This is a genomic window from Streptomyces sp. SID3212, from assembly GCF_009865405.1.
Lineage (GTDB): Bacteria > Actinomycetota > Actinomycetes > Streptomycetales > Streptomycetaceae > Streptomyces.
Genome location: NZ_WWJY01000848.1, coordinates 1 through 1,138, shown reverse-complemented (window position 1 = coordinate 1,138; position 1,138 = coordinate 1). Strand labels below are relative to the sequence as shown.

Here is a 1,138-nt window from a genome sequence, read left to right as displayed (position 1 = left end):
TCGCCACGCCCTCGCCGTCGCCACGCCCTCGCTGCCGCGTCCTCGCCGCCGCCACGCCCTCGCCGTCCCCTCCGCGCCCTCGCCCCGTCGCCGTACACGACGGGTATGCGTTACGTTCGGATCTGTGATCGTCGTCGCCGGAGAAGCCCTGATCGACCTGGTGCCGCAGCACGCCGCCGGGGACCGCACGGACACCACCACGCCCGCGCCGCTGCTGCCGCGCCTCGGTGGCGGACCGTTCAACACGGCCGTCGCGCTCGGGCGGCTAGGGTCGCCCGCCGCGTTCTGCTCCCGGGTCTCGACGGACGTCTTCGGGGACATGCTGATGGAGGGGCTGCGGGCGTCGGGCGTCGACACGTCCCTGGTCCAGCGGGGCCCCGAGCCCACGACCCTCGCCGTCGCGGCGCTCGGTCCGGACGGGTCCGCGGGCTTCGGCTTCTACGCGGAGGGCAGCGCGGACCGGCTGTTCGAACTGCCGCCCAGCCTGCCGCCCGAGGTCCGGGCTCTCGCTCTGGGCACGTGCTCGCTGGTGCTGGAGCCGGGCGCGAGCGCGTACGAGGCGCTCTTGCGGCGGGAGTCGGCGCGGGGGGTCTTCACGCTGCTCGACCCGAACATCCGCCCGGGGCTGATCCCGGACCCCGACGCGTACCGGACCCGCTTCACCGGCTGGCTGTCGTCCGTGACGCTCCTGAAGCTCTCCGAGGACGACGCGGCGTGGCTGGGCGGCGTCCCGGCGGAGTGGACGGCGCGGGGGCCGGCGGCGGTGGTGCTGACGCGCGGCGGGGAGGGGATGACGGTGTGGACGGCGGACGGCACGGAGGTGTCGGTACCGGCGGAGGCGGTGTCCGTGGTGGACACGATCGGGGCGGGGGACGCGGTGAACGCGGCGGTGTTGCATGCGCTGTCTTCGCGCGAGGCGTTGTCCCCTTCGGGGTTGGTGGGGTTGGGGGCGGCTGGGTGGCGCGAGGTTCTTCGCTTCGCGTGCGGGGTGGCGGGGGAGGCGTGTGGGCGCGCCGGCGCGTAGCGCCCGGTTTTTGGTCGCGCTTACTGATTTGTCCTCAATCGCCGGACGGGCTTGATTGTGCCCGCTGCGGGCCGCATTTTCCGGTGCGGGTTGTCGCCGGGGGCCGGGCAGGGG

General features: G+C 74.6%; 1 protein-coding gene. It reads left to right on the top strand.

Features of this window, described 5'->3' with window-relative positions; translation table 11 throughout:
* Window positions 1-124: 124 nt before the first annotated feature.
* A complete protein-coding gene (locus GT042_RS25730) occupies window positions 125-1,024 on the top strand; it encodes a carbohydrate kinase (protein WP_161311115.1) in 900 nt (299 codons plus the stop codon).
* Window positions 1,025-1,138 lie beyond the last annotated feature (114 nt).